Source organism: Paraburkholderia lacunae (assembly GCF_003353175.1).
Classification (GTDB): Bacteria; Pseudomonadota; Gammaproteobacteria; order Burkholderiales; family Burkholderiaceae; genus Paraburkholderia; species Paraburkholderia lacunae.
Genome location: NZ_QHKS01000010.1, coordinates 243,215 through 265,014 on the forward strand (window position 1 = coordinate 243,215; position 21,800 = coordinate 265,014).

The following is a 21,800-nucleotide window of genomic DNA, read 5'->3' on the forward strand; positions in this document are numbered from 1 at the left end:
GTGGTGCGCCGCTATAGTCAGGGACGTCGGCCTTCAGCGAGTGGTTAGGCGTCCGTGTGCCCTTGGCGCCGTAGGACGACATGGGTGGCCTTCTCCGATGCTACGAATTCAACGCATTCGTATCCCAGGGCCCGCAAGTCAACCCCTCCGAACAGCGATTCTCCCCGGCCGAGCAGGACCGGCGCGATAGCAATGTGCAGTTCATCAATGAGGCCCTCACGAAGATACTGCTGGATTGTGTCCGGCCCACCGCCGATCCGCACGTCCATTCCGGCAGCGGCCTCGCGTGCACGGTCGAGCGCCTCGCGAATGCCTCCTGTTATGAAGTGGAACGTCGTGCCGCCTTCCATCTCGATACGGGGACGAGCATGATGGGTCAAGATGAAGACTGGAACGTGATACGGTGGATTGTCTCCCCACCAGCCTTTCCAGTTTGTGTCCGGCCAGTCCCCACGAATGGGTCCGAACATGTTCCGCCCAAGAATCCAGGCCCCAACATTCTGAAAGCCACAGGCGGCGAAATCATCGTCAACCCCGGTCGTACCGCCGTCCTTGCCGAACAAGGCCCGCTGGAACGTGCGTGTTGGGACAAGCCACTGGTGCAGTTCCGTTCCGCCAACGCCGAGCGGATTGTTGATGTCTTGATTCGGGCCCGCTCCGTATCCGTCGAGCGAGATGGTGAAGCCCTCAACGCGAACTCGTGTCATCGTTTGCCTCCGTTTAGACGCCTAGCGTAATGTGAACAGCAAATCTGCAAGCCTCGCACCTTCGCCCAGTCCATGACGCTTTCAATGCGACCACGGACGCGAATTGCGGTCTCGTTCTTCGTCAGCCAGATAGGATGCGGCACGCGTAGCACGAGGTCCGTATCGATATCCTGCGGGCGTAGTGCCCCGATGACAGGAAAGGCATCGGTCTTTAGCGTGTTCGTCCACTGCTGCGCATGCTTTGAGTTTATCCATTCCGCACCGCGGGCTCCGACGTACGCCTCGGCGCATTGCCGGAACGTCATCGATTGCGCGGACTCGACCTTGCGTCGAGCCTTGTCGTGTTTAGGCAAGGTCGCCGGATGGTCGCCCCGTGAGACGGTCACCCGATGGTCGTTCCGCGCCGTCCGGGCCTGCTCAGGCGTGACACGCGGGTACGGCCCGATCTGGATCAGGCCTTCCCGGCCATCCGGCTTGGCGTATCGGAACTGCCAGTACTTCAGCCCGGTCGGCTTGATCAACAGAGCCAGGCCGCCGCCATCGTTCAGGCGATATACGTTCGCGCGTGGCTTGGCTATGCGGCATTGCAAATCGCGTAGAAGACTCGCAGGCATCGTCGTGAAATCGGCGTCAAAAAGTACCCGAAAGAGTACCCGGCAAATTGCTCGATTTTACGACTTTTACTGAATGCTCGCGGAGGTATCGGATCGCCGCGAAGCCTTATACAGCGTGGCTTTGCGGGTCGTCTTGAAAACACATGGAAGGTAATTCTGGCGGAGAGAGGGTCCGCTGTTGTTCTATATCTGACAACGGTTTCCACGATATTCACCACCTCTACCCACCAATGCACCCACCAAAACAGAAAATGAGGTGCCGCGCGCGCTGCTTTGCCAGCGTTAGCGCCGTAAACATAATGCCCGCAAGGGTTTGCTGGCATTTTTCACGGGTTTTGTTACGTGCGTAGTGTGTGTGCTATTGAAGAGGAGAGGCACGGAGGATAAATTGGCTGAGGGAATGCCCGGTCGCCCCCCCTTGTTGCCTTACCCCAAGCGTATGACGGAGGCACGAATGCCATCATCTAGTAAGCGTCCGTCGGATCTTGAATTCATTGCTATTGCCCGGGGCAAGCGCGTAAGCGCGACCGAAGCGGCCGAGATCCTCGGCATCCCGCGTTATGCCATAAGTAGACTCGACCGGGCCGGTGAGGTCATCAAACGGTACAAGCTCGGTCACAAAACCCACGTGTATGAACTCGACTCGCTCTACGAATTTCTTGCATCATGCCAATCGAAACCATCACAAAGGCCGGCCGTCGGCGCTACCGCTGGACGTTCGAACGCGTCATCGAAGGTAGCCGCGTTCGAAAAACCAAGCTTCTCCCTGCGGGAATTTCTGCCCAAGAAGCGGACGAGCTAGCGCGGAAATGGGAACGCGAACTCTACGTGCTGGTTAGTGGGCTAATCAGGCCGGCCGTGACTATCGGTGATTGCGTACTGGCACATGTGTCCGACAAGCACATGAGATGGAAGGACGCCACAAAACGAATCCAGACGCTGGAGAAGTGGAAGAGCGAATACAGCGAACAGGACGCGCTCGATCTCCATGAGTGGTCCAGGAGGTTTGCCGGGTATCTGCGCGCCAACCGTGACCACTCTGGCCAACCCAAGAGGCCGTTGACCGACGGTGCGATCCGGAACGTTATGGCCTACTTGCGCGCGGCAATCAAGTATGCGCACAAGATCGGCCGCCTGGAGGTCGACCAGACCGCGCGCATGGTAATCCCGGCCGTCAACAACGAGCGGCACCACTACCCGCAGCGACGGGAGATGCTCGAGATTGCGCGGGCCTGCGGAGACCGGGAGGTGCGAGCAGCGATCAGGATCGCGTTTTACTCGGGGATGCGCCGCGGCGAGATCATGCGAGCGAGGGTGACGCGCAACGGATATTCACTGGCCGACACGAAAAACGGCCGGCCGCGCATCATCCCGATCCATCCGAGGATCGCGGTGCTCGCGCGGCGGGTGCGCTTCACGGTCAAGGTAAAGAGATTCGAGACGGAATGGATAAAGGCGCGCGAGACGGCCGGGCATCCGGAAACCAATTTTCATGACCTACGGCATGGCGCGGCGTCGGAGATGATCAACGCCGGCATCGACCTTTTCACGGTCGGCGGCGTCCTCGGACATAAATCGGTCGTGTCGACGAAGCGATATTCGCACCTGGCGACTGACCGTTTGGCTGATGCTGTGGGGAGGATCGGGCAGAGGGGCCCTGAGGCAAGAAAATAGACGCCTCCTCAGGGCCGTCCAACATCATTAAACACGTGAAGCGGAGACCTCATGGTCGAAAAAAAAATTGAGCGGCATCAAAGCCTTGGCGATCTCGTGATTTCGAAGTCGGATGCTGCGGAGCGTCAACTCTGCACCGCCATATGGCTTTGGTTCCACGATTTCGATCCGGTCCCGATCCATGGACTGGCTTGCGCTGCCTGGAAAATTCTTTGGAAACTCCATCAGAAGCACGCGACCGGGTATAAGACAATGCGGGAGGTATTTCTAGAGAATGTGCGGGCTGAATATCGAGACGAAGTCTTGGCTTTGCTTAGCGAGACCGAGAATTTTATAAAGCACGCTGACCGTGATCCATTTTCGTTTCATTCTTTTCGACCGAGCACATCTGAATTCATACTGATGGATTGCGTGACTGCGCTTCGCGCTTTCAATGGACGTTTTCCGCTCGAAGCGCGGGTATTTTACAACTGGACCCTGGTCCACAACCCTAAGCTACTAGCGAACCCCACTGACGCGCAGTCTGAAGCGCTCAAGGGGATGCAAGATTGTGGATCGAATCTTTCCAAATCCGAGTTCTATCCCCTATTCGCAAAGGCCATCGCAATGTCAGACGAAAACAAGGCGGAAGACTCGTTGCGCACCGACTGGCGCTCGAACTGACGACCGCACCTTGCTGCGGCACTACGCTATCGCTCCTTCTTTTTGAACGCATCAAGATCTGGGCCGGACGCATACCGAAGATCTGATTTGCGCGTGCCTTCGTCCACGATACCAAGTTTCATGTCTCGGTATCGCCGCGCGACCTTTGGTAGGCCATTGCGATCTACAACGTGTACCCGCGCATTTGCGTCAGCGTTCGGAGAAATTGGCTTCCGGCTCGCCGAGATGGCTGATCTAGCGGTGGACGTCCTGCGCGAGCAATGAAGTGACTTTATTCGTCGATCGGTATATCGAACTGCGTGCGGCAGTGCGGGCATTTGACGGGTTCAAACTTGCCCTGAGCTGGTAGCGCAGCCAGCGGCTGCTCCTCGCCGGCTAGATAGCAGACGGGACACGGAAACGCCTCGTGCGGCCGCAGGCGGTGCCATCGGTCGACAAAGCGGTCTATGTCGGTGGCCGGAGCGTCGATCGCTTCCAGATGGTCCAAAAGGACGTGAAACAGAGGGGGATTTTGCATCGCAGCCTCCGCAACCATTTCAACCATCGTAGCACTTGCGACCGGCGAGACCGGCCGCCGCCATCAAGGAGTGGCCGTCGCCGCTATTGCTTGCTCTATCTTTGCCACAGCCTCGCGCGCGACCGTTTGGCGTTTGCCAATTTCAGCGGCGTTGCCGCGCCACCCTGGGTTGGATGCCCAGATTTGAGTTTGAACCGCGGTGTAGTCGTGCTGCACGCCACGCAGGGAGCGCTTTACCTCGAAGACAGCCACGATAGTGGCGCCGTCATGGAATTGGTCGACGGGTATTTTATCCAGAGCCGCATGAACGTCTTCGATTGACGCAAGATCAATAGACTGATTCACCTTGCCTTGAGCATGGGTCTCGTCATCCTTCTCATTTGGCAGTGAGTCCAGCAAGCGCACTGCTTCCCTCGAAATCGCCAACGCGGACGTTAGCAGCGCTTTCTGCGCCCAGACGCGCCGACGCTCTTCCATCAAAAGCGTCTCGCGATGTTGCCTACTTGCAATCTCCAACGCGATAAGCACCGCAGCGATGGAGCCCCCTGCCTGCACCCATGCAGCTATCTTTTCGCTGTTGTGGAAAATCAAGAACGCGCCAACAAAGATCGCGGCGAAAATTGTCCAGCGTTTCTTGGATGACCAGTTGTCCATGTATCCCCCGATTTAAGCCTTGCGTAGAGGCCTATCGCAGCGTGCCCGCGTTCGGCTGCATCCTCTCGATTTCGACGGATGACAGCATGCTTGCAAACTCACCGAAGTCGATCCGCCATAACCACATTGATCTGCGCTGCTCTATCTGCTGCGCGTGTTCGTAGTGGTAATCCAAATACCAAGGTAGCTCGTTAGCATCTATGCCATTCACCACGTAGAAGTGACTTCGGATTGCAGCAAACTGCTCTCCAGAGAGTTTGCCTTCCCTCCATCGGATTCCAGTGTTCGTAAAATGCTCGACGCTGTGACACTTGGAGCAGACTATTGCAATGCGTTCGAGCTTGGCTACGCTTGGATGAGCGTGTTCATCGTAGGACCATTCTTCGTGGGCGTGACAGTCCGACGCAGTTGCTGGGAATGCGCCACAGATCTCGCACAGCGGGCCGCGCTCACGCTTGATCTTGTCGGCAAAGGGCCGCCACCTGTCTCCCAGCGCAACGCGCAAATTTCGGCGGTGCAACGGCCGCGGGATCAAATTGATCGATAGTTTGAGGTGCCGTGGGACCTTCGACCAATCCCGGACTTCGAGGCGAGGGTCGCGCTTTCTTGGCATAGTCTTCCTTGCGTTCATCGATGATGCCGGCACTCGGTTGTCCCTACCGTCGACCGCAGGCTTACTGACTAGCCACGGTCGATCGGCGACGTTCCGCCGCTATGCATTGTAAGTTCACTCGGCCGTCTCGGCGAGGCGAGGTGCCTAATTGCCGCCCGCCGAGGGTTAGCCTGACAGGATCCAGGAGAGGTACCCCTCTTACACTTCGTCGGCAACATGCGGGGGTTTCTGCCCACCGCCCGCTGGGGTCTCCCTCATTACGGCTGAGTCTGCAGTTCGCCAAACGGGCGAGCCAACAGATCCAGCGAATCGGGGTCGACCGGTATCACGTCGTCATCGTCCTGGGTGATCGCGCCGTCGACATCAAGGCGAGCGCTTATATGGTCACGCACCATCTCGAGGACGTCGAAAGCGTCGAGATTGAAGCCGTGGCCACCCTGAATCACATCGCAGCTCAGCTCATCGGCCGAGAACTGAGCGATCCGTAGTTGATAGCCACCCCAGTGACCGTCGTCCCGGCTGGCGGAGGTAACGGCGTCCCAACCGATGCACCTTGCCGCCCGCCTAACTCGCTGGTCGACCGCCGCCGGTGACCAATCGAACGTCTGTTTCCAGTCCAGCGCGCGCAGGCGTGCCTCGAGTTCACCGACCGATAGCAGCTCGGTGCTGGCAGTTTTGTTACCTTTGCGGGTAACAAAATCGCTCTCGCGCCTGCGTTTTGTTACCCCATCATCCGCCAGGGTAACAATTTTTTCGGGCGCGTTTTTGATCGGCGAACCCTCCCGATGAAGCCTGCTCATGCGAGCTTCCGTTTCCTCGACATCGACCCGCTTCCCTTGCATGACAAGCTTTCCAAGCGATGCCCAGGTTGTCACCGTCTTGCGCGATACGTCACACATCCGCGCGAATTCTGCCTGACTGACCAGCGTCATAGTTTTCTCCTATTGTTACCTTTCCGAGGTTTTGTTACCCAATTTTGAAAGTTCATACCTGCAGAGACCTTGCGGTGTGCAATGGCCCGCCTGTAGGAGTGCCTCCAGAGGGACCCAAGCTATTTGTAAGGTGGCATCGACCGTCGACGGACTGTCCTGAAGGGCTGGTTTGGGCCTCAAGCGCCTCCGCTCGGCGGTGCGAATTCCCGATTACTCTTGGTAATTCTTGAAGCCTTGCGCAGTGGTTCATTGGGGGGCATCCATCGCCACTGGCGCGCCATCGCCTGATTGACGCAATCCGAAGCCGAGTTTCTCGCCGATGCGCTCCTGTCCGCGTGACACTGAGTCCATGCTCGATTCCAGATAGCCCATGGTGGTCAGTGCGCTCTTGTGGCGGAGTGCTTTCTGGACGTTCTGGACCGGTACGCCGCTTTCGCTGAGCAGGGTTGCATACGTCGCCCTTAGCCGGTGAGGCGTGACGTGTGGAGCGCCTACAGCCTTGTTGGCGCAGAGCATTGCGTGACGGGTGAAGCCAGGTGTGTATGGCTGCCCAGTGGGCTTCGTGACGATCGGGCCCGTTGCCTGCCTGTATGGCATCAGGAAGTCGATCAGCCAGTTAGGGCACGGCAACGGGTCCGCCTCGCGTCCCTTGGTTTCGCCGGGTGTGTACGTGCGCCGATCCCAGTCCATCCACTCCCATCTCGCGGTGTGCGTTTCCGCCTCCCGGAGCCCAAGCCCGATCATCAAGCGAACGGCTATACGAATACCCAGGCGCCTACCGGCACGCTCGTCGAGCGCGGCCATCCATGCCTGCGCGAGCGGGACTGGAAGCACAACGCGCGGCTTCTTCTGGATCTTCAGGACCAGCACGACAAATGGCGATGTCGGAATGATCTTGCGCCGCACCGCCCAATTGATCAACAGCCGAACCGTTTTGAGCCAGTGATTTGCCGACGTCGGCGCATGGTCTTTCAGGTACTCGCACCGCGCCTGCTCGACTGCGGTCGTCGTGATCTCGTCTATGGGCATTCCTTCAAGGCCGTACAGGTGCAAGCGGCAGAAGGCATCGATGCCCCGCCAATGCGATTGGCTAGCTGTGGCTTTGTGCGTGCTTAACCACTCGGCAACCAGTTCTTGCATCGTCGGAATTTTCCTGCCATTGCGAGCCCACAATGTGGCCTCTCGAAAAGCACGTGCCGCAACCTTTTCAGCGATGGACCGATCAGTCTCGAAGGTCGATCTCTGCTCCCGGCTTCCGTCGACCTGGAACCGGTAGTGCCAAATCTTCCCGACCTTGAACAATTTGTATTTCATGGATTCCCCAACCCCCAAGCAAAGGGTGCGAACCGCCGACGTGCGAGAATCGAAGCTCTCTACTTCCTCAACCCACTCACGAAAGGGGCACGACGCATGACTGTCGAAATCAAAGCAGATTTCTACGAGATGCCTGACAAGACGCATCGCGTTGAAATAACCTACGAAGGCCATACCCAATCATTTACGCCCGAAACTCTGTCGGCGTTCATGAACGGACTTGCCCAAGTCAGAGAGCAGTTGAATCCACCAATCCAGAGTGATCCTCCTTTGGGAGAGATGACTCACGTGTCGCTCGATCCCAAGTTCTACACGGAGCCAAATCCGATGATCGATGGCTCGTCCCTATATGTCCGGCATCCCGCATTTGGATGGCTTGGTTTTGGAATTCCTTTGGAAAGCCTAGAGACGCTGCAGGGCTTACTGAGTGCCCAGATCGAACTTGGAAGGCAAGCGCGCGGGAAAAACCCGAACTGACAGATCTGCAAAATGCGCCGCCGTCAGACGGCGCAGCGGGTCAGCAGATCACACCCGAGGGGTAACATCCACGCGAATCGTCGTCTTTCGAATAAATCGCCCACGAGTAGCACTCTCCTCGAGCGCCGGGCGTATAAGCCAAAGAGTCAGCCGCGCATACAGTCGTTTCATCTCAAAGTCCCCTTCGTTTGCGGGCACGCTTGTCAGTTTTAGCGTGCCGCCTCACCATTTTGGCGATTCGTTACACAGGAGTGGACGGCGGCGGAGCGTAGTTGGTGCCGTCGAACGTGAAACCCGAGCTGACAGGAGATCCGCCAGGCAACAGATTCGCAGTTGCCCCTCCCGGCGGCTGCCACGTCTCCGTGTTGCCATCCCACAAGATGACGTTCGTGACAACGCCGTTTTCTACGATTGCATATCGGCTGATCATTTCACCCCCTTACGCGTATTCATCAACAAACATAATTGCCGGAGCGCCCTGATTCCCAGCCGCAGCCGCAGCGCTTTGCCCATTGCCCGTGCCCATGCCGCCCGCGCCATATCCATTGCCGTTCGCAGCAGCGGTTCGGCCGCCCGAGCCATAAGGCGATGTTCCGCCATCGCCGTTTAGGGTTGCACCGGTCGAAAAGCAAATCCCGTTGCCACCGACTTGGCCGAGCGTGTTGAGAATCGCCGTCACACTCCCGAACGTAGATGTGGCGTTGAATACGCCGTTTGAGCTAACCCCAGGGAATGTTGCCAACGTGCCGCCCAAACCACCTCCCTTACCGCCGCGAATCGTTGCGTATGACCCGATTACCAAGTCGCCGCCGTTTCCGCCGTTTGCGCCCGATACGCCAAGGCCGGCCGCGCCAACGGTGATCGTCTGAGAGGCAAGGCCGCTAGTGACCAAAAATTCAAATGGGTTGCCTGCGCTCCCGCCGCCGCCCGCTGAAGCTTGGCCTGAGCCGGTTGCCGACGCGCCGCCACCCGCACCGCCAGACGCCGTACCGCGGAAACGCGCTTTTGTGGCCGTGACGCTTCGACCCGCGACCGTGTAAGTCCCTGGCGTGTAAGTGCCGCTCGCCGTAATCACCTGGGTACCAAGGTAAAGACCGAGTGCCTGCCCCGCTTGAAGCGCATGTAGCGGTTGCGTAGCGGCAGGGATCTGTTGAGCGCCGCCAGAGCACTCGAGCAAAACGGCAATCGGGTTGCCGCTATTCACGCCGGCGATCGTCTGCTTCATCATGATCGCGGTGCCGCCGGCGAACATCTCGTTGCCTTGAAGCGGTTGCAGGCCGAGGCCGTAGATCGGAATCGCGGTCAGCGCATCCGGCGAATAGGTCGATGCGCCCGTGTTCGTATGCGCCACGACGATCTGCTGCGTGACGCCATTCGTCCAGGTGCCAGCCGTCAGCGGCGGAACGTTGACTGCGGTATAGGCGTTGACTGCGCCCGTATCGGTCAGAACCGCCTGATTCTGCACCAGTCGCTTGATTGCGAGCAGCACCTGGTTATAGGTCGTCTTGCTCAACGTCAGCCCGGCCGCCGTCACGATATTGACCAGTTCCATCATGGTCATGTTGAGAAAGTCGGCGTCGAGAATCGTCGCCGGCACCCCCGTTCCCGGATTGCCGTTCGTGAAATAGCCCTGCGTGGCCGCTGCTGCCGGTGTCGGCAATACGGTCGCTGCTGTTGCTTGATCGGTTTGGAACATGCTTATTTCCCCTGTTGCTCTGCTTAGTCGTTGAGATCGGTGGTGGAAGACTCGCGCACGACGCCGCGCTCACAGCGATCACCAGCGCGAAAGACGCCAGAGTGATCAGGTCCGCCGGCCGTTGCGTTACCAGCCGAGTCTTCTGCGCTAGGGTGAGCGATCTCGCCACGTGCCATCTGGTCGCCCATACGCACGAGGCCCATATGCCCTGCGGTGCCGGCTTCGGCCATCGGTTCATCAGCTCGCTGTGTTGCGTCGGCGTCGACGTTCGTTTTCATGAAATCTCCAAATAAGTACTGCTAATCTCGTTACTCTGAATCAGTCAGGTTCTGCCGCCCGCCCCAGTAAGGCGGCTGAAACTTTCGCGAAGACCGCGCTACTGGGTCACTGCGCCGCGCAGATGCCGGGGTTAATTAACGCCCACTGGCCGGCCGGGGCTTGTTTCTCAAATCGCTTTCTGCGCGAAACCGACTTCGGAACGATCCAGAAGCTTCAGCATGCTTGCGGCGCTTTCTTGAGCGGGGGCCGCGACGTCGTCTGGGCTGGCGAGAATGCCAAGCCGCGTCAGTCGCTCGACTTCCGAGGCCGGCAGCTCGACCATCTCGCCGGGGCCCTTCTCGCCGGCCGGTTTGACGATGTCGACCTCCTTGTGAAGGACGTGATCCCATCCCTTCACGGCTATCACATCGGTGAAAACCGTGCCGCGCCTCACGATTGCCTTAACCAACTTCTCTTTTGCTGCGGATGCTGTTGATGCCATGATGTTTTTCCTCTCTACTGAAAATGGAGTGTTGCTGGTGGGTGAGGCTATCGGCGCCGAGCAGTGTCGGGGCCGTTCGCTTTTATCTGGGCGGTGACATCCATGATGCGGATCGCGTCTTCGACGTCAAAATCCGACTGAAATGCCAAGTGCGATGCTTGATTCATCTGCCCCTTTTCGAGCCCATATCGAACGATCGTCTTGCATCGATCGCGCTCGATCCGCACTGCCTTGGCTCGCTCCGATGGGTCCAGTTTTGGACGCGTCGGCTGCGCTGCGGCAACCATCTCGACAAAAGTCTTCGTCGCCGGCAAGATCGCTTGCGCTTTCGCTCGCCTCACGAAAGGTCTTTTCGCTGCTGCTGAAAACTTTGCGGCAGCTGGCCGGAGTAGGTGCAAAAGATACCCGTATCGATCTGCGGTTTTGGTTGCCATGTCAATGCCTCTTTTCCTGTCATCGATTACTGCGCGCCCGCCGCGAATATTGCCGGCCCATAGACCGGAGAGCCATCCGCTTCCATGAGCGTCGCGCAGTTGCCGGGGTTATTGCCCACTAGCCGGCTGGGGTGCTCCGCTCGCCGTTCAAAAGCGGTATCTGATGTGTCCTATCGCGCAGACCCGTATCGACGGTTAGGCGCCTGCGCCGCCGGCACATACTTACGCATTGCCGCATCCCACCCACGCACCAACGTTCGCGCGTTCGCCGCTTGGGTGATTCCAGCAATCTGCTCCGGGCTCAGATCAGAGAGATACGCAAATCGAGAGTCCTTCTCGGAAAGTGCTGATTTTTTGATCGCCATCGTTTCACCTGTGATTTAAGTGCTGCGGCAATCTCGCTCATTTCGCCTCATGCCCCAGTTCGTTATCTCTGCCGCGCCAGCTCCGCTCCGATTGAGCTGGAACTGCCTTCAAGCACGATCGATTTCCTGATATACGGTTGAGGGCGCTTTGCCAGCGGCACATACGACTTATGGTTGCGTCCCCGAATCAGCGCGTCGGTGATTGGCTTCAACGCGTCGGTAATCTGCGCTTCGGCCGCGTGCGTGTCCGGGTTGGTAACTGCCAGGAGATTCGGCGAACGGTTGTAGTGGTTGCCAGTGCCGGATTCAATTCGCATACACGTTTCGAGATCGGGCAGGTACGCGTCGAGAATGAAATCGCTCGTGCGAGCCATTGGAATGAGGCGCTGAAGGGCGCGCACCTTCGCGTAGACGGCCTGCAGATCGGCAACTTTGCTCCGAATCTCTTCGGCAAGTTCGACCTGTATGGCTTCCGATGCCATCGCTGCCTCGATGCGGATCGCACCTATGGCAAGATCGATTTGCGCATCGATGTCGGGCATCTTCGCCTCGATGGCGTTCAGTCGGGTTTGCAGTCGGCGAAGGCGGAGGCCGCATTCAACCTGCTGCTGCTCCAGGTCTTCACGCTGTTTCAGCGTGGCCGAAAGTTGTTTCTCCGTTACCTCCAGCGACGCGAGTTCGGAGTCGACTGTCTTCGCGCCGATTGCGTCGATCTCGGATTGCGCTGATGCGATTTGAGCGGGGATCTCGTTGGCAAGAGCTTCAAGCTTGCTGCGCTGCTCAAGCAGGGAGCTAAACTCGCGCAGCGCCTCGAGATCGGCGAACTCGTTGGCCGGTGCTGCTGCCGCGGGTGTTTTCTTCATTGATGCGCTCTCGTTTGGGGATTCGATGAGCGCAGTATGCATACCGTACTGCTCGGTGAAGGCTGCCCTACGGTGACAGCGTCAATGGATGCGCCATGAGAGCAGCACGACTACGGCGAATTCAGGGATAGACCGAACCAAACAATACGGTCAAGATAGCGGACGCTACGGTAACCGGACGACCGAACGCTCTGTCGAGGTCGCCACGGAAGTGGGACTGCGAGACTTTTTTAAGCTGGGGAGTGGAGATGGCGAAAAGCGTTGGTGGGTGGGTCTTGCTGAAGGTCGAGGACTCGCTCCGAAAACTAATCAGGTATGCACTTGAGGATGACGGTTCACTGTACCTTTGGTTTTACCGCTCAGGCGAAGTCCAAGCCAGTTACAGGCTCAATGGCCTGGATGGGGTGCCGAGCGAGGATGCCGCGCGTGTTGGCAAACCCCGCACAAAAAAGCTTTCTTACCACGCGACAGGGCGCGTGCACTTTGACCACAAAAAAGAGGAGAAGATTTTCCTAGAGCCGCTTATGCGGCTTACCGGACGGAACGCGTTTGCCGCCTATCGAATTCCGGGCGCCGATCACCTTGATCTGCACGATGCGGACGCGCGCGACACTGACCTGGTTCTTCCAGCCGATTCCGATTCGGTGCGGACATTCAACATCTGCGTCTGCCCGCCGACTGAAGCAGTGCACCCTGGAGAGGCTCAAATAACCTTCAACGGATTATTCTCACTTCGGCTTTTAGAGACTGTCGGCCCAGACAATCTTCCGGCAGAAGTGCAAGGGCATTTCGTAACCTGCCAGCCCAGTGCGGGCATTTACGCGACGCCCGCCGTCAGAGAAGACCAGGCTTTCGTAGACTTTCAGCAGAGGATCAATGGCTGGGACGGCCTGCTCATCTTTCCTCCGGCATCGAAGAATGATAAAGGCGTCTACCGCGTTGTCCCAGCTGTGCCAATGAGAACGCGCCCGAAGCTATTGGTAGATTTTTTTGATCCTTCGTTCGAACTATGCGAGATCGATGTCGAGCCGCGCCGCGAGAACGTCGACATCCGATTTAGGGTCCGTCGGAAAGGTTCCTTCTTGCCGGACGCCGTGCCGATCCGCAGACTCACCCTCGATGCAGATATATATTGATCCTCGGAGAGCTGCACGGTATCGGCACTCGTGGCGACACCGTGCGGTCTAGTGCGTTGCCGGCGCACTCGGCCGATCGATGATGGCCGCAGGACTAGCGGTCCATCATGTCGTAATCATCCGGATAGTTGTCCTTGAGCGCGGCTTTTACGGACTTTTGAGACATGTGCCCGTTCTTGATTAGCCAGATCACGACCCCCGCTGCCCGCCAAGCTGATCCTCGTGGCCTCGAAGTCAGAACGCGGTAGCGCTTCAGTTCCGGCCTACCCCGTAGATCGCCTAGCGTTTTCTTGAGCCATGCGGCGTCCTTCCCTCCAGAGAGGAATGGTCCCAGATCTTCAGCAAGCTTTGCAGTGTCAGGAAGCGATCCGTCGGGCCTTGCCCCGATACCGACGTTCAACTGCTCGCGATGCTTGCCGTCGATCTGCACGCCGTTGCCAACTCCGTCCAGCCACGCGTTCAGATCGCGCTCGCGTATCATGCATCCATTGAATGCGATGGTACTGCCGGGCCGATTCCGGTCAATCTGGATTCGCGTGTCAGGGTAGCGGCCAATCAGGCCGCCGGCGCATAGGGCGTCATAAATCAGGTTTCGATAGATCTCGCAGACATCGAGTCGCATCGCCTTGTCGTCCGGGTGAAGCTCTGCGGCAATCGCGGCGGCTGCCTGGTCCCGGGTGTAGAACTCAATCATATGGGTCTCCGCTAAACAGATGGTGCGGCTGGCGCCGTGGCGCCTGTTTCGGCTACATCTCCGGTGGCGTTCACGATGCACAGCGACGGGGGATTGCGCAGTATCGTTCCGTCTGTATGCCGGGTGTACTTTGGCGCGCCTCCGAACATCCCGCCGGGTTTAAACAGGCTAGCGCCGAGCGCCCGACCGTTTGGCGTGTCGCACAGGAAGTCCAAGAATACTAATTGCATCGCGTAGAAGAGTGGACCGCCCTTGCAGTCCTCCCGTCGCCGCTCGGCGGAATCCTCTAATCCATGGGCGAAAACTATATGCACAATGCCCGTCGACTCTTCCAGCCCTTCACGATCAGCGATATTCACGTTCAAGACCTCGCAGCGCTCGTTGAGCGTGGTGCATGCGTCAATGATTGGCGCAGCATGCATCAGTAGCCTCGCCAGTTCGTTACTCTTCTCCCTCAGTTCACGGAAACGTGGGTCGAGTTCGCGCACCATGTTGTGAAGCTTCCGAATCCGTGCTTTGTCGAAGGGATTCCCGCCGGCTTTGAGCACCCGCGCCTGTCGTTCAATGTGGCGCCTGTCGTCATGCAGGCGGGCACGCGCACGAGCGGCCGAACGGAGCGTGCGGCGCACGCGGATAATCAGTTCGAACGCGTCCTTTGTCTTGTCGTCCGTCATCGGTCGAATCTCCAAGTTCTCTGCTCCAGTGCGGCACGCGTTGCGGCTTCGGCACGCGCCGCCGTCAGCCGCTCGTTGAAGTGGTGCATGTTCGGCATCAGGTCGGCCAGCGGCCCGCGTATCGCCCGGCTCAGCACGTCATCGCGATGATCCGCGGGCCAGCGTTCCATGTCGGCAAGCGTTTCGATCATCGCCACAAGCTCGGCACGCATCCGGCGAACGTCGTCGGAGCCCAAATATGGCGCCCACGGCCAAAACTCGCCAGCCCTCACGCCGTTGCTCTCGGCATCCCGCAGGTAGGCCAGTATCTCTGCCTTGTGCGGAGCCAACTTTGGCTTGACCGCCTTCATGGCCTCGACTGGGCCACGCAATTTGACCTTGCCATCCTTCAGGTACAACCGGACACCGGCGGCTTTCGCTTCGTTGACAAGTGTGGTGACGTTCATAGGTCGTCCTCCGGTTGGCCGGGTGCAGTTTCCGAAGAATTCGCCGAAGATTGCACTCCCTGTCCCGTGAAATCTTCGGCGGCAGACCCAAAATCGACCGCCCGCAAACCCGCGTGGTTGCGGAAGATTTCACGGCCTCCCGAAGATTTCACGGTATAGAGAGTGGAAATCTTCGTGAAATCTTCGCCGGCTGAAATCTTCGGGAGCGCCCAGACCCACCCCTCTTTCATCCCGAGCTTGCGCTTCTCAACGCCCAGCTCCGACGCTGCCCGGTGAATCGTCGGCCAACTGAAGCCGGCACCATCGGCATCCTTGCGCAGCTCTTTGGCGTTGACTGGGCCATCCGAAAGCACCGCCGCGAGGAATTCTTTAGCTTCCTCGCGTGGGCCTTTCTCGGTGTCCGTTTCCTCCACATCCCCGAGAATGTCCCGAGCCGTCCCTTCGATCAGTTCGCCCCAGACAACGCGGCTCGCTTCGATACCGTCCGTCTCGATCTGCTCGAGCGTGTAACTCACGCCGCCGTCATCAGGTGCGATGTTCGATTTGGCTCGAGCAAGGATGCGCCGCTCGGCGGCTTCGTCTTTTCCGGCCACCAGGACCATTCGGGCGAGTGCCACGAACGCCTGCGAGCCGATAACGCGCTCAGCAGGGGAGCTGCCCTTGGTTCCCTTTGCAAAGTGGCTGATACCCAGCACGGCGCATCGGTATCCGGCGGCCATGTCGACCAGCGCTTGCAGGTTGCGCCGAACATCGTTGACGCGGTGCGCGTCGCCGGACACCGCAGACACAATCGGGTCAACAATCAGCATCGCGGCGCCGCCCATATCGGCCAGGCGTTCGCTCAGAAGCGGAATGTCGCACGATGGATCGAACGGCTGGATCTCGCCGTTTTTATCGGTGCTACCGGTGACGATGTGGATGCGGTGCATGTCTGCACCGGCCGCCATCAACCGCGGGACGATCGTATCGGCTGGATTGTCTTCGCCGCTCCACATCAGCACGTCGCCCGCACGACTACATGCGGACCCATCCGGCCACTTTCCCCCGCGTGAGATTGCCGCCGCCAGTGCAATTGCAAGCGTTGTCTTACCCGTTCCCGGAGACCCGGCGAGCAGCGTCAACTTGCCTTCCGGGAGCCAGCCAGGCCAAAGCCACCGGATAGCCTCCGGCACAATGTCGGACGCTCGCGTGAGCAGGGCAGACGGGCGCGGCGCGCGCGGCGGCTCAATGCCACCAGGCGCAGCCGCGGCGTCGACGCACCGGCGCAGAGCATCGAGCCCATCGAGCGCATGCAAATCGTTGAAATCGCTAGATCGGCCGGGACGGTCCGGTCCGAAGTCAGGCACGGCCAGCAGCGCACCGACCGCGCGTGCGGCCTCCAGTGCCTTCGTCATGCCCGGATTTCCGGCGGTTTCGGCGTCGTCATCAGCGCAGATGACTATCCGCACGCGTGGATATTTGGCGCGCCATGCCTTCGCCACGTTCAGCAGGTTGCCGGCGTTCATTGCCGCCGCCACCGGGAAGCCAGTCGCCTCGTGCAGTGAACAGGCGGTCGCGAAGCCTTCGCAGATCAGCAGGGGCGAGGCGTTACCCGGTTTTGCGCCGGCAGTCACGGCCGCAAAGCATCCGCTGATCCGGCCGCCAGTCTGGAACGTCTTGCCGCCGTCCGTCTGAATGTACTGCGCGGAATGGTGCGCGCCGTCCACGTCCTGAATCTTAATGACGAGCTGCTCGCGCAGTTGCTTCGCACCGTAGGGTTTGATCTTCTTCGATCGGACGTATGCGTGATCGGCGTGGACCGTTCCGCTCTTCTCCCATAGTTCGCGCGCTTTGTCGGCGGCTTCGGCCTGGGTGCGCCCATGGCGCGCCGCCGCCTCCTTTGCTTCCTGCTCGCGAGCGGCCCTCCGCCGCGCATGCTCGGCCGGGTCGATCGGCTTAAGCGGTTCGCTCTCGGTGTAGCCGTGGGCGATCGCTTCCTTGAATAGCGACGCGATCGTGATACCACCGGCCTTGAACGAACGCCAGACGGATCGTGCGCCGCTCTCGTTGTAGGTGTCGCTGCTTCTCGACCAATCGTCCCAAAGGTCAAAGCCTCCCTCGCCGAGCTCAGCCTTGACGGCCATTCCCATCTGTACCCACGTTTCTCTGTGGTCCGCTGGGACGTGGCTCAGTGCCGCACGAATGCGATCTTCTTCAACGTATGCACTCATGCGCCGCCCCGTAAGGAGTCCTCAGCGCTGTGCAAACGCCGAAATGGATTACCTGTCAGTGCAACCGAGAAGCGCTCGGTGTGAGCGTTGTAGTCGCCGCAGTACTTGGTGAAATCGCCTTCGTGCGTTTCGCAGTTGTTGATGCCCAGCTGCGCGAGCCGGCTGATCAGCGACCCCTCCGCCGCCGCGGCCCGGATCGCTTCGAAGATCGCGCAGGTGTCGGCGAACGACTGGGCGGCATATGCAAGCAGGCCTGAGGCCGTATCGACATGGCCCACGACTTCCTTGATGTCGATCGGCTCCCCGGATGGCGCTCTGGTTCGGTTCTCAGTCATGGTCTACCTCTGCCGTTGAATCAATTTTTTCGAGCCCTGCATCCGCTTGCCGTTTGAGTACAGCAGCCGCATACGAGATACGCTTGAGCTTCGTTCGCACATCACTTTCGTCCTCGCATAGTTTGAGGATCACGCTTGCTGCGGCGGCGATAGTTGTCATCTCAGTCATGACGCATACCCCTGCTTATTCAACTCGATTGCAAACTTGTCGGCCATTGACTCGGCCGTGCCCATCCAGTTGGTCGAGACGTTACTGCCAAGCTCAGCCAGGCGGTGTATTCGCAGAAGCGCGGCGCCAGGGATCATCTCCCTATCGCTCGCACAGTCATCGATAGATGCAAACAATTCATTGAGCCAACCAAACACGCCGACAAGGCAGGTTAGGTCTTCGTGCGCATCAGTTGCGAGTTCGAACTCGTTCGCCATATCCAGGGGCTTAGCCATGACGCACCTCCGCACGGGATTGACGGGCGATCGACAGAGCGATCTCTCGAGCAAATGCGTCGTTGAAGGCGTCGCGTCGCGCGGCGTCGCCGGCGAACGAAGTGTCGCCAGCGACCAGGTTGCGAAAGCGCAGATCGCGGAAGTCGCAGGCGCTAAGCGGGGCACCGAGAAGCCAGAGCTCGGCAGCATTGCGGCCGGCGTAGGCGAACAGGGGGAATCTTTCGGTGAGGGTATTCGGGAGAGACGTTTGCTCAGGACGAGCGAGGATACGGCGCATGGTGCGGCCTCTTCGGTTTGGGTTAAACCCGCGCCCCACTGCTAAATGGGGTGAGCGGGCACAAGGCAGGGTTAGCAGACCGGCAACCGAAGGAACCGGCGCATCCGAAGATGCCCCCACCAAGGCCCGCCCATTGAAAGGGGCGCACGAAGGCAGCACGCACAAAAAAGCCGCTCGGCGCGGCTGTGCGCTTCGATTGTTCAGCCTGCTAAAGCTGGCGTCTGTTGTCTCAGACACATAAAAAGTATACGCGCCGGGGTTTACGGCTTGCAAGGTCTTTTTGAGGCGCGCCATCAATTAGCCCCCTTGGGATCGATCGCGCGAGACGCCAGCAAGAGACCCTGTGTGACTTCCGCAATCTGATCGGGGCGCAGCGAGACGCCCGCACGGCCCGGCTTGAACTCGCCGGATTCCGTCACGTACCAGGCGCGCAGATCAACGAACATCCTGCCGCGGTATTCGGAGATGGTGACGCGCAAGCGCTCGCTGTCGCTCTTGCGAATGTCGAGGAACGTATTGGCGCTGGATGCGATCTCAGTGGATTGCGACGTCATGCCGGCACTCCCAAGAGAACGGCACGCAGCTCGCCGACGTTCCAGCGGGTCGATCCGCCGATTTTTCGAGGCTTGGGGAGGACGCCGCGCCTCGCACGATCCCAGGCTGTGGCGACGCTGCAACCACAAAGCGCGGCGACCGTGTGGACGTCAACAGCCGCCGCGTTCGGAAGGCTGTCGAAGTTTTTGAGTTTGTCTGTCGATTTCATCCGTATGGCTCCAATTCCCGACCGGGTTGGACGGGGCCATACGAAATTTATTGACTAACCGGGCGCCTGTTTGCCAGCTGGCAGTGAGATTTGCCAGTTGGCAAACCTCATTACTCCAGCAGCGCAATGCCGGTGCGGATGGTTTCGCGGATAGACGTCTTGCTAACCCCGTGAGTCCGCGCATCGGGGAGCGCCGCCAAAATCTCGTCGACGGCATCAGCAATCTGATTGGCGTTAGGGCGATCGCCTTTCCGGTAGCGGTTGTGTTTCTCCGCTAGCACGAGTGCTAGAGCGGCGACCTGCTTCTGAAGGGACGAACGTTCCCGCTCGCCCAAAGTCTCGTTGGCTGACACTGGCAGCGCCTTCTTTTCCGGTGGCGAAGCGATGGTGCCTTTACCGTCCAGTGAAAACGCCGCTTGCAGGAAGGTGGGGCATTGGTCGATTTCCGGAAACAGATTTGCATCAAGAGATACACCTCGGTCGGATACAAACTTCCAGAAGTCGTCACGTAGCCAACCAACCATGTCCCAAGCCTTCATTGCTGACCGGTCGATGTCATCGCGAGGATAGGAGACCGCGAAGTCCAACCCGGCTCTGATGAGTTTGCGTGTCTCGTCCCGATCTGCGTCCGATGCAAGCTCTCGTCGACTCGGCCCAAACTCTTGTCTGTCCCATCGGATCAAAACCGGCGACAAATGGTCTGCTCCATCCTGGTCGTGAAGCCACGCGGCAGCCTGTGCCATGGTGACGCCCTCGAATTCAGCCAGCCAAGTGAGTGCCTCAAATACCGATATACCTGGTTTGATCCCGCGTTTAAGGTCGTCCAAGATGCCCATTTGCTCGCCCTGTAGCAAAGCCCTATTAGGGAGCCGCGCCGACCGGGTAGGGCACCCGGCTTTCGCCCCGTCGGGCTAGGCGCGCCAAACCGGTTACCCGTGCTTGTTGATTGGAATCACCGCACCTGCCTTGCGAGGCTTAGCAATAAAAACCGCCCAGTCGATCATCATGCGGCGGCGCTTCTCGAGCACGTCGCTTCGCCAGTACGCAGCCTCAGTGGCGTCACCCTTCAAGTGGGCGAGCGCGACCTCCGCCAGCTCGCGCGGATAGTTGGTGTACTCCCCCGCCCAATCCCGAAAGGTCGATCTGAATCCGTGCGGAGTAGCTTCCAGCTTCTGACCACGCATGAGCTCGAGCAATGCCATATCGCTGAGCATGCTGCCCGATCGCTGGTTCGGGAAAATCAGATTGACGTCCTCTTTCCGCTCGATAGATTTCAGGAGTTTCACCGCGGCCGGCGACAATGGGACGCGGTGTTCGCGCTGCATTTTCATTCGCGGCCCGGGCACCGCCCAGATGGCCTTCTTGAGATCGATCTCGGTCCAGGTGGCGCCGCGCGCCTCGCCTGATCGGGCCGCGGTCAATATCGCGAACTCAAGGCACCGGGCGCTGATACTGTCCATCGCGCGCAGCTTCGTCATGAAGTCCCCCATCTGCTCGATCGGCAATGCGGGGTGATGCCGCACCCGCGTCGTCTTTTTCGGTTTTGAGAGCAGCTTTTCGAGGTTGCCGCGCCACGCGGCCGGATTGATCCCGTTCTCCCGGAGTCCGTTCACCCGCGCCCAATCGAGAATCGCCTCGACGCGGCCGCGCACACGTGACGCCGTTTCTGTCTTGGTCGTCCAGATCGGTTCCAGCACCTCGACGACATGCGATCGATCGACGTGCCGGACCAGCAACTTCCCGATAGTGGGATAGGCGTAGGTCGTCAGAGTATTGGTCCACTGTGCAGCATGCTTCGCGTTGCGCCACTCGGGCGCCTTCGCTTTGATGAACCGCTTTGCGGCCTCTTCGAAAGTCACCTCGAGCGCCTGCTCCGCGCGCAACCGGCTAGCAGCCTCTCGTCGCGCCATAACTGGATCAGTGCCGGCGACGACCTCGTCGCGAGCCGCCTGCGCCTTCTCCTGGGCTTCCTTCAGAGATACGCCAGGATAAGCGCCAAGTCCGATCTCGCGTCGACGCTCGCCGATGGTGATGCGAAGCACCCATGAGCGGGCGCCGCTTGGCGTGATCTGCAAGGCGAGACCTGCGACTTTGCCAACCGTATGACGCCCTGGTGCCGACAGACGTGATACCGCCAGCGCGCCAAGCTCTTTCGCCGTTCTGGGCATGTGTGGTTCGAACTGTTCGCACAAAAGGCCCGCCTAGCGGGGGCTAGGATCAGTTCGGTGGAGACATGGCAGCAAGTGCCTAGGCGTGGATGCGAAAAATCGCCTACCCACCTACCGACCCACCAAAAACTTTACGACTAAACCGGATTAAACGCAATCGTTCCGGACTGTTCCATTTTGGGATTTTGCCCCGTGAGCCTTGTGCAGCAAGGGTTTGGGCGATTGAACCGGACGGTTCTGGATTGCTTCGGAAGGGCGTCCTGGCGGAGAGAGGGGGATTCGAACCCCCGATAGGTTATTAACCTATACACGCTTTCCAGGCGTGCGACTTAAACCGCTCATCCATCTCTCCGGCGGGGAGCCGAATTAT

The 21,800-nt window shown here is 59.2% G+C and carries 27 protein-coding genes and 1 tRNA gene; 4 read left to right on the top strand and 24 right to left on the bottom strand.

Features of this window, described 5'->3' with window-relative positions; genetic code table 11:
• Positions 1 to 44: 44 nt before the first annotated feature.
• The gene (locus tag DLM46_RS17580) at positions 45 to 707 is read right to left on the bottom strand and encodes a dihydrofolate reductase family protein (RefSeq protein ID WP_115101998.1); all 663 of its coding nucleotides are present in this window, start codon (positions 705 to 707) and stop codon (positions 45 to 47) included.
• Entirely contained in the window at positions 704 to 1,321 is a 618-nt protein-coding gene (locus DLM46_RS17585) for a tyrosine-type recombinase/integrase (protein WP_115101999.1), read from the bottom strand. Before DLM46_RS17585 ends, DLM46_RS17580 begins: the two co-directional genes overlap by 4 nt.
• A gap of 666 nt (positions 1,322 to 1,987) precedes the next feature.
• Here DLM46_RS17585 and DLM46_RS17590 point away from each other — a divergent pair.
• Positions 1,988 to 2,995, top strand: coding sequence for a tyrosine-type recombinase/integrase (locus tag DLM46_RS17590; RefSeq protein WP_115102000.1), 1,008 nt, complete (start codon positions 1,988 to 1,990; stop codon positions 2,993 to 2,995).
• 51 nt (positions 2,996 to 3,046) lie between these two features.
• Entirely contained in the window at positions 3,047 to 3,658 is a 612-nt protein-coding gene (locus DLM46_RS17595; RefSeq protein WP_115102001.1) for a hypothetical protein, read from the top strand.
• 271 nt (positions 3,659 to 3,929) lie between these two features.
• Here the strand turns inward: DLM46_RS17595 and DLM46_RS17600 are convergent, their stop codons facing one another.
• The 4 genes from DLM46_RS17600 to DLM46_RS17620 all read right to left on the bottom strand — a co-directional run bounded on the left by DLM46_RS17600 (position 3,930) and on the right by DLM46_RS17620 (position 7,688).
• On the bottom strand, positions 3,930 to 4,175 hold the full coding sequence (locus DLM46_RS17600; protein ID WP_133300353.1) for a hypothetical protein: 246 nt from the start codon (positions 4,173 to 4,175) through the stop codon (positions 3,930 to 3,932).
• Between the two features lie 63 nt (positions 4,176 to 4,238).
• Entirely contained in the window at positions 4,239 to 4,829 is a 591-nt protein-coding gene (locus DLM46_RS17605) for a hypothetical protein (protein WP_115102003.1), read from the bottom strand.
• Between the two features lie 870 nt (positions 4,830 to 5,699).
• Positions 5,700 to 6,374 (bottom strand): hypothetical protein, encoded by a 675-nt coding sequence (locus tag DLM46_RS17615; protein ID WP_115102005.1) that lies wholly within the window; start codon positions 6,372 to 6,374, stop codon positions 5,700 to 5,702.
• 246 nt (positions 6,375 to 6,620) lie between these two features.
• Complete coding sequence (locus DLM46_RS17620) at positions 6,621 to 7,688, bottom strand: tyrosine-type recombinase/integrase (RefSeq protein WP_115102006.1); 1,068 nt, start codon at positions 7,686 to 7,688, stop codon at positions 6,621 to 6,623.
• A gap of 96 nt (positions 7,689 to 7,784) precedes the next feature.
• Between DLM46_RS17620 and DLM46_RS17625 the strand changes: the two genes are divergently transcribed.
• A complete protein-coding gene (locus tag DLM46_RS17625) occupies positions 7,785 to 8,165 on the top strand; it encodes a hypothetical protein (protein WP_115102007.1) in 381 nt (126 codons plus the stop codon).
• A 439-nt stretch (positions 8,166 to 8,604) separates the two neighbouring features.
• Here the strand turns inward: DLM46_RS17625 and DLM46_RS17630 are convergent, their stop codons facing one another.
• The 5 genes from DLM46_RS17630 to DLM46_RS17650 form a co-directional block, all read right to left on the bottom strand.
• Complete coding sequence (locus DLM46_RS17630) at positions 8,605 to 9,861, bottom strand: hypothetical protein (protein WP_115102008.1); 1,257 nt, start codon at positions 9,859 to 9,861, stop codon at positions 8,605 to 8,607.
• Between the two features lie 23 nt (positions 9,862 to 9,884).
• A complete protein-coding gene (locus tag DLM46_RS17635) occupies positions 9,885 to 10,139 on the bottom strand; it encodes a hypothetical protein (RefSeq protein WP_115102009.1) in 255 nt (84 codons plus the stop codon).
• 167 nt (positions 10,140 to 10,306) lie between these two features.
• A complete protein-coding gene (locus tag DLM46_RS17640) occupies positions 10,307 to 10,621 on the bottom strand; it encodes a hypothetical protein (protein WP_115102010.1) in 315 nt (104 codons plus the stop codon).
• Positions 10,622 to 10,668: 47 nt separating this feature from the next.
• A complete protein-coding gene (locus tag DLM46_RS17645) occupies positions 10,669 to 11,055 on the bottom strand; it encodes a hypothetical protein (protein ID WP_115102011.1) in 387 nt (128 codons plus the stop codon).
• A gap of 427 nt (positions 11,056 to 11,482) precedes the next feature.
• Positions 11,483 to 12,283: a hypothetical protein gene (locus DLM46_RS17650; RefSeq protein WP_115102012.1), complete on the bottom strand. Its 801-nt coding sequence runs from the start codon at positions 12,281 to 12,283 to the stop codon at positions 11,483 to 11,485.
• A 248-nt stretch (positions 12,284 to 12,531) separates the two neighbouring features.
• On the opposite strand from DLM46_RS17650, the gene DLM46_RS17655 reads away from it, so the two are divergent.
• Positions 12,532 to 13,419, top strand: a complete 888-nt coding sequence (locus tag DLM46_RS17655; RefSeq protein WP_115102013.1) for a hypothetical protein — start codon at positions 12,532 to 12,534, stop codon at positions 13,417 to 13,419.
• 94 nt (positions 13,420 to 13,513) lie between these two features.
• Here the strand turns inward: DLM46_RS17655 and DLM46_RS17660 are convergent, their stop codons facing one another.
• The 13 genes from DLM46_RS17660 to DLM46_RS17715 form a co-directional block, all read right to left on the bottom strand.
• A complete protein-coding gene (locus DLM46_RS17660) occupies positions 13,514 to 14,113 on the bottom strand; it encodes a hypothetical protein (protein WP_115102014.1) in 600 nt (199 codons plus the stop codon).
• 11 nt (positions 14,114 to 14,124) lie between these two features.
• Positions 14,125 to 14,787 (bottom strand): hypothetical protein, encoded by a 663-nt coding sequence (locus tag DLM46_RS17665; protein ID WP_115102015.1) that lies wholly within the window; start codon positions 14,785 to 14,787, stop codon positions 14,125 to 14,127.
• Positions 14,784 to 15,233, bottom strand: coding sequence for a TubC N-terminal docking domain-related protein (locus DLM46_RS17670; RefSeq protein WP_115102016.1), 450 nt, complete (start codon positions 15,231 to 15,233; stop codon positions 14,784 to 14,786). The genes DLM46_RS17665 and DLM46_RS17670 overlap by 4 nt, the downstream gene beginning before the upstream one ends.
• On the bottom strand, positions 15,230 to 17,443 hold the full coding sequence (locus tag DLM46_RS17675) for an AAA family ATPase (RefSeq protein ID WP_115102017.1): 2,214 nt from the start codon (positions 17,441 to 17,443) through the stop codon (positions 15,230 to 15,232). Before DLM46_RS17675 ends, DLM46_RS17670 begins: the two co-directional genes overlap by 4 nt.
• Positions 17,440 to 17,778, bottom strand: coding sequence for a hypothetical protein (locus DLM46_RS17680; protein ID WP_115102018.1), 339 nt, complete (start codon positions 17,776 to 17,778; stop codon positions 17,440 to 17,442). The genes DLM46_RS17675 and DLM46_RS17680 overlap by 4 nt, the downstream gene beginning before the upstream one ends.
• Positions 17,771 to 17,947 carry a hypothetical protein gene (locus tag DLM46_RS39460; protein WP_165848002.1) on the bottom strand — a complete coding sequence of 59 codons (177 nt, stop codon included), beginning with the start codon at positions 17,945 to 17,947 and terminating at the stop codon, positions 17,771 to 17,773. The genes DLM46_RS17680 and DLM46_RS39460 overlap by 8 nt, the downstream gene beginning before the upstream one ends.
• The gene (locus DLM46_RS17685) at positions 17,944 to 18,222 is read right to left on the bottom strand and encodes a hypothetical protein (protein WP_115102019.1); all 279 of its coding nucleotides are present in this window, start codon (positions 18,220 to 18,222) and stop codon (positions 17,944 to 17,946) included. Before DLM46_RS17685 ends, DLM46_RS39460 begins: the two co-directional genes overlap by 4 nt.
• Entirely contained in the window at positions 18,215 to 18,499 is a 285-nt protein-coding gene (locus DLM46_RS17690; RefSeq protein WP_115102020.1) for a hypothetical protein, read from the bottom strand. The genes DLM46_RS17685 and DLM46_RS17690 overlap by 8 nt, the downstream gene beginning before the upstream one ends.
• A 293-nt stretch (positions 18,500 to 18,792) precedes the next feature.
• Positions 18,793 to 19,053 (bottom strand): transcriptional coactivator p15/PC4 family protein, encoded by a 261-nt coding sequence (locus DLM46_RS17695; RefSeq protein WP_115102021.1) that lies wholly within the window; start codon positions 19,051 to 19,053, stop codon positions 18,793 to 18,795.
• Entirely contained in the window at positions 19,050 to 19,262 is a 213-nt protein-coding gene (locus DLM46_RS17700; RefSeq protein ID WP_115102022.1) for a helix-turn-helix transcriptional regulator, read from the bottom strand. Before DLM46_RS17700 ends, DLM46_RS17695 begins: the two co-directional genes overlap by 4 nt.
• Positions 19,263 to 19,372: 110 nt before the next feature.
• Entirely contained in the window at positions 19,373 to 20,098 is a 726-nt protein-coding gene (locus tag DLM46_RS17705) for a hypothetical protein (RefSeq protein WP_115102023.1), read from the bottom strand.
• 93 nt (positions 20,099 to 20,191) lie between these two features.
• Complete coding sequence (locus tag DLM46_RS17710; protein ID WP_115102024.1) at positions 20,192 to 21,430, bottom strand: tyrosine-type recombinase/integrase; 1,239 nt, start codon at positions 21,428 to 21,430, stop codon at positions 20,192 to 20,194.
• Between the two features lie 261 nt (positions 21,431 to 21,691).
• Positions 21,692 to 21,782: transfer RNA gene (locus DLM46_RS17715), tRNA-Ser, on the bottom strand.
• Positions 21,783 to 21,800 lie beyond the last annotated feature (18 nt).